5 protein-coding genes and 1 riboswitch are annotated in these 5923 nt (G+C 56.9%); of the genes, 2 read left to right on the plus strand and 3 right to left on the minus strand.

Annotation, left to right across the window (positions count from 1 at the left end; genetic code table 11):
* Positions 1-919 (minus strand): tyrosine--tRNA ligase (tyrS, locus tag K8W16_RS12205; RefSeq protein ID WP_304124279.1); only part of this gene is annotated, 919 nt, incomplete at its 3' end.
* A gap of 222 nt (positions 920-1141) precedes the next feature.
* Positions 1142-1289: riboswitch (FMN riboswitch) on the plus strand.
* Between the two features lie 93 nt (positions 1290-1382).
* Here tyrS and ribB point away from each other — a divergent pair.
* On the plus strand, positions 1383-2036 hold the full coding sequence (ribB, locus tag K8W16_RS12210; RefSeq protein ID WP_304124281.1) for a 3,4-dihydroxy-2-butanone-4-phosphate synthase: 654 nt from the start codon (positions 1383-1385) through the stop codon (positions 2034-2036).
* A 301-nt stretch (positions 2037-2337) separates the two neighbouring features.
* Here ribB and K8W16_RS12215 read toward each other — a convergent pair whose 3' ends face one another.
* Positions 2338-3333, minus strand: a complete 996-nt coding sequence (locus K8W16_RS12215; RefSeq protein ID WP_304124283.1) for a glycosyltransferase family 2 protein — start codon at positions 3331-3333, stop codon at positions 2338-2340.
* A gap of 152 nt (positions 3334-3485) precedes the next feature.
* Positions 3486-4415: a LysR family transcriptional regulator gene (locus K8W16_RS12220; RefSeq protein ID WP_304124285.1), complete on the minus strand. Its 930-nt coding sequence runs from the start codon at positions 4413-4415 to the stop codon at positions 3486-3488.
* Positions 4416-4568: 153 nt separating this feature from the next.
* Here K8W16_RS12220 and K8W16_RS12225 point away from each other — a divergent pair.
* The coding region (locus K8W16_RS12225) for an SLC13 family permease (protein WP_304124288.1) at positions 4569-5923 on the plus strand (1355 nt) is incomplete at its 3' end.

Genomic DNA, 5923 nt, shown 5'->3' on the forward strand with positions numbered 1-5923 from the left:
CAGCCGCTTCCTCGCCGTGATAGCGGGCCACGATTTCCATGGCGAGCTCTTCCTTCACCAGTTTGGGATGGAGGGAACCGGCCGCGACGCGGGCCTTCATGTCGGCGATTTCCTCAAGGGACTTCACGGAAATAAGTTCATACCAATTCCACATGAGGTCGTCGGAAATGGACATGGCCTTGCCGAACTGATCGGAAGGAGACTCCATCACGCCTATGTAGTTGCCGTAGGACTTGGACATTTTACGCTCGCCGTCCAACCCCACAAGAAGGGGCATGGTCAGCGCACACTGCGATTCCATACCGTAGTGTCCCTGAAGGGTACGACCCATGAGCAGATTGAATATCTGGTCGGTACCGCCCATTTCCACGTCGGTATGCAGCATGACGGAGTCGTAGGCCTGAAGCAGGGGGTACATGAATTCATGAATGGCGATGGGTGAATTCTCGCGGTAACGCTTGGCGAAATCGTCGCGTTCCATCATGCGAGCCACAGTGCAGCAGGACATGAGACGCAGGAATTCCGCAGGCGTGAGCCTGTCGCCCCACTCGGAATTGAAGCCCACGGTGGTCTTTTCCGGATCGAGGATTTTAAACACCTGTTCCTTGTAGGTTTCGGCGTTGGCCTTCACTTCCTCCTCGGTGAGCGGAGGACGCGTTTTGGACTTGCCGGAAGGGTCGCCTATACGGCCGGTGAAGTCGCCGATAAGAAAGGTGACGTTATGCCCGAGTTCCTGGAACTGGCGCATCTTATGAATGACCACGGTATGCCCGAGATGCAGGTCGGGAGCGGTAGGGTCGAAACCGACCTTGATATTCAAGGGCTTGTCGCGAGCCAGCTTCTTGCGGAGGTCTTCCTCACTCACAAGGTCCACAATGCCGCGACGTATGATCTTCACCTGCTCGTCAATGGTCATCATCGTATTGCTCCTGCCGATAACGGCGCTGAATAGTAAATTTTTACCCTGCCGGCAGAGCCGGAATCCGGGCTGGCGGGCATTGTCTCAGGCTTGGGCAGCTCTGTCAACGCCACAGGACTCCTCTTTTCTTTCCGGCTCTTCCGCGCCTCTCGTCCGGCCTCTTTCGCACAAAAAATTCCCACAGACTCTTGACAGCGGGCTTGAACCTATTAAAAATGATTTTATATTTCTCAGGGCGGGGTGAAAGTCCCCACCGGCGGTGATCCGGCGTTTTCTGCCGGAAGCCCGCGGGCGGTGCTTCATGGGAAGGATCGCAGATCCGGTGCAATTCCGGGGCCGACGGTAATAGTCCGGACGAAAGAGAAAGGATCGCAGGCCTCCTTCTGCGGAGGCGTTCCCCCTCTGCTCTCTCCCAGTGCCTTATGCCGCCCTGATGCCGGATATTCTCCCCAAGGAGTTTGTCATGCGTCAGCTCTCCATCCTTGAATCCTTCGGTTCTCCCCGCGAACGTGTGGAACGCGCCATAGCTTCCCTCAAGGCGGGCAACGGCGTGCTCATCGTGGACGATGAAGACCGCGAAAATGAAGGCGATCTCATCTACGCCGCCGAAACGCTCACCCCCGCTCAAATGGCCCTGCTCATCCGCGAATGCAGCGGTATCGTGTGTCTGTGCCTCACCGATGAAAAGGCCAACGAGCTCGACCTGCCCCCCATGGTGCAGAATAACACCAATAAGAACCGCACCGCCTTCACCGTGACGATCGAAGCCGCGAGAGGCGTGACTACCGGCGTTTCCGCCTCAGACAGGGTGACTACCGTGAAAGCCGCCATTGCTCCCGGCGCGAAGCCCGACGACCTGCACCGCCCGGGCCACGTCTTCCCCCTGCGTGCGAAGCCCAACGGTGTTCTTGAACGCCGGGGACACACGGAAGTAACGGTGGATCTGTGCCGCATGGCGGGCTTTACCCCGGCGGGCGTGCTTTGCGAACTTACGCTGGAAAACGGCACCATGGCCCGCCTGCCCGAGGTGGCGGAATTCGCCCGTGCCCACAACATGCCTCTCGCCACGGTGGACGACGTGGCAAAGTATCGTATGGAACTGGAAGGCAAATTCTGATTTTCATGCTCAAAAGCCCCGCCCGAAAAGAGCGGGGCTTTTTCATGCCCCAGGCCGCTTACGTTTTCCAGCCGGCGGCCAGAAAAACGGCTCCTTCCCCGGCGCCGCGTTCAAAAGACGGCGCGCCTTGCTCCTGCATCAACATCTTTCCCCGGCAAAGCCGCTCCGAGGCACGGTGTTACCGGATCTCCTTACCGCTCCAGCGTTCTTTACCGCAGGTAAGCGTGAACCGCCCCGGCAATATACCCTTTCCGGGGAATCCGTACGCGAGCGCCGAACGACGCAACTATCCGAAACAGCCCTACCGCTCTTTCATGCGGCCCGCCGCGCCGTCCAGCGCCGCGCGCATGACCATGAAGAAACGCCCTCTGCGGGAACGGAACGTACGCCAAGAAAAAGGAAGCAGCATAATCATGAAGGGGAGAGCGAAGGGATGGGCACGCCGGAGCAGATAAAAACGCGCCCGGATGAAATTCATGTCCTCCCGAGGAGCGAGTTCCGGGTCGTCGGTGACGCTCAGAAAAGGCGTGAGTCCGGCGGAAGAGCAGTCCATGCGCCGAACAAGAGCACCCGGCGCCCAGTTCAGGGCGTAACCGGCCTTTCTGGCGCGCAGGCCATATTCCACATCTTCATAAAAACCGCTGAAGCGCTCGTCGAAGAGGCCTATGTCTTCCACCATGGCGCGTGTAATGAGGCATGAGGCGTCGGAAACATAATCCAGCCTTGCCGCAATATCTTTCCTGTCGGAAAGACCGTGACGCTCAAGGCCCTTGTCCAGAGGGATCTGATCCCCCGTCCAGCGGCTCCAGCGCCCACCGGCGGCACATTCCAGTACATCGGAATCCTTCACAAGCTGCGTGGACCCCACCATGCCTATAGTCTGCTTGAGGTCGTCGTCCTCCAGATGGCGCAAAAGCGCCGCCAAAGCAAAGGATTCCGGCCGAGAGTCGTTGCGCAGAAGCCAGAAGGCATGGCAGTCCCTGTCATACAGAAGAAAACGCATCCCCGCATTCATGGCACCACCTATGCTTTCCGGCTCCTCACTGCGCAACAGGACGAGCGGCGCAGGCGAGGAATCGGAACCGTACACCTCCACCGGGGCAGGAAGGCCCGCCTTCTCGGCAAGGGAACTCCAACCTTCCAGGATACGGTCGGCCACTTCATTTTCAGAACCGTTGTCACATACCACGATGCGGCGGGGCAACCCGCTTTGCGCATGCACGCACTCAAGGCAGGCCAGCGTGTTCTTCCAGTCATTGTACGTCAGAATAATGACGCCGACTTCCGTATGCTCCATGATGCGCTCCTCTTTGTGACAACCGGAAAACTTAGCCTGTACCCGGAAGACCGTATCCTTGCCTTTCGGGCAGAAGCGGGCAAGTCCATGCCCGACAGGAAACTCAGCTATAGATATGGCCTGCTGCTCCTTTTCCGTCAAGACCGGACAGGCTACACATACCGTTCCCGGATGAAGTCCACCACCTGCCTCTCCTCGGGGCTGAGTCCCCCGCTTTCCATGGAAACCAGGTAATGAAAGGAAGGCATAAGGCACATACCATCCACGGGAAGCGCGCGGATAAGCCCGTTGGTAATATACCAACTGTAGGCCGACATTTTGTGCAGGAAACACCCTGCGGCCTTATTCTGGGCCACCATCTGCATGATGTTTTCCCGGCTGTTGACATACAGATATTCCTTTATACCTATGACGTCGAAAATCTTTTTCTGAAAAAGCTGATTGCGTTTCAATACCTGGTTGGAATAGGTGGCCAGCTTGAGAGTGGCGCAGTCCTTGAGACTCAGCTTCTCTTTCCCCGCCAGGGGATGTTTTGAGGAAAGAAAGATATAATATTCATCCTCCATGAGAGCCTCACTGATAAAGCCCATGTCCCGGTACTGAGCGATGAGCTTTTCCGATTCCCCTTCGGAAAAGGCAGTGACGCCGATATGAGCTTTCCCCTGCTGAAGAAAAGAATAAAGCTCATACACCGTGGCCTCATGCAACACGATATTCACCAGGGGAAGCTCCGCCTTGATTCTGGAAAACACATGTTCGGCAAGATAATTGCAGGCCGAGGGAATAGCTACCACGGGAACAAGCACAGGGTCGCCCTTCCTGATCCCGAACCCCTTCCAGGAGGTCATCTTCGCCGCAAGCTCATCCAGCAGGTTCTTGCAGTCTTCATAAATATGAAGCCCCCAGGAGGTAGGCACACAACCCTTGCGGCTACGCACCAGAAGCTGCACTCCCAGCTCCTCTTCCAGCGCACGGATGGCGTTGGTCAGCGCAGGCTGCGTGATATTGAGCTTTTGCGCCGCCTTATTGAAGGAATGCGCTTCCACCACCTGGACGAAATACTGAAGCTGTTCCAAACGCATGGCGACCTCAGTAGAAACAGTTATAAAAAAATTTATAACTAAACTATAAAAAAAAGAAATTATACACAAGGAGGGCTCTCCTGTATTCAGATATCATGAAAGGAGTACCAGGCTTATGGGCTCCGCATTCGATTCCCAACAGGAGAAGCCGTCATGAAACAGCCTTCCGCCCCTGACAGCAGGCACATCCTGCACGTCGTCATTTTCTTCCTTCTCACCTTCGGCACGGGATTTCTGCCTCCCGTTGGCATCACCGCCATGGGTATGAACATACTCGGCGTCTTTCTCGGCATGCTCTACGGCTGGACGTTCATTGGGTTCGCCTGGCCCAGTATGATCTGTCTGGTCGCCCTCGGATTCACGGGATATGCCGATCCCGGCAAAGTCATCGGCTCCGCCTTCGGACATCCCGCGGTAATGTTCACCATGTTTGTTCTTGCCTTTACTACCTACTGTGACAGGAGCGGCATCAACGACGTCATGGCCAAGTGGTGCCTGAGTCGCCGCGTTTTCGCCGGGCATCCATGGATATTCACCTCCAGCGTGCTGGTAGGCACGCTCATCATCGGCTTCCTTGTGGACGGTGTCCCTGCGGCTTTCCTCATCGCGGGCATACTCTATTCCATGTTCCATGACATAGGCATGGAAAAAGGGGAAGATTATCCCGCCTACCTTCTGGCAGGCGTCTACATGGCGGGCGTGCTCTCCTTCGCCTGCAAGCCCTGGGCCGGACAGAACCTCATGGGTATCAGCGCCCTGAACGACATTTCGGGGGGCAGCGCCGTCATAGGCAATCTCACAGTCATCGCCATCGCCATGCCGGTATCCATCGCCATACTCCTGCTCTACACGCTTGCCGTACGCTTCTTCTTCCGGCCCGATATTTCCCGACTCTCCAATCTGACCCCGGAATATCTCGACACCATCAGCGCACAGATCCATGTCGGAAAAGAACAGCGCATTGCCGCAGCCGCACTTGTGATCTTCCTGCTTCTCATGTTCCTGCCCAACGTCCTCCCCTCCGGATCCGTCGCCTCCTTCTTCGGCAAGTTCAACATGGTGGTGGCCATGGTCACCATTCTCGGCGTGCTTTCCTTCCTCCGCGTGGACGGCAAGCCCGTCTTCGACTTCCACAGTTGCGCCTCGGGCATCAACTGGAACGTCATATGGATGCTGGCCGCCTCCATTCCCGTTTCTGCCGCCCTGAGCTGTGACGGCGCAGGCCTGAGCCGCGTGCTGAGCGATATACTCCACAGCTTCGCCGCCGGAGGAAACATCCTTCTCTTCCTGGCAGGCTTCATGATCTTCATTAACATCATGACGCAGTTCACGCACAACGTGACTATCGTGCTCATTGCTATTCCGCTGATCTGGAATCTCAGCCAGAGCGCGCAGATCAACCCCATCGGCTTCTCTATCCTCATGTTCCTCGCGGCTGGCGCGGCTTACGCCACTCCCGCCGCCTCCACCGTAGGCGCACTTTCCTTTGCCAACGGCGAATGGGTGGG

Origin of the sequence: Mailhella massiliensis, assembly GCF_020741395.1 — a bacterium.
Taxonomy (GTDB): Bacteria; Desulfobacterota; Desulfovibrionia; order Desulfovibrionales; family Desulfovibrionaceae; genus Mailhella; species Mailhella massiliensis_A.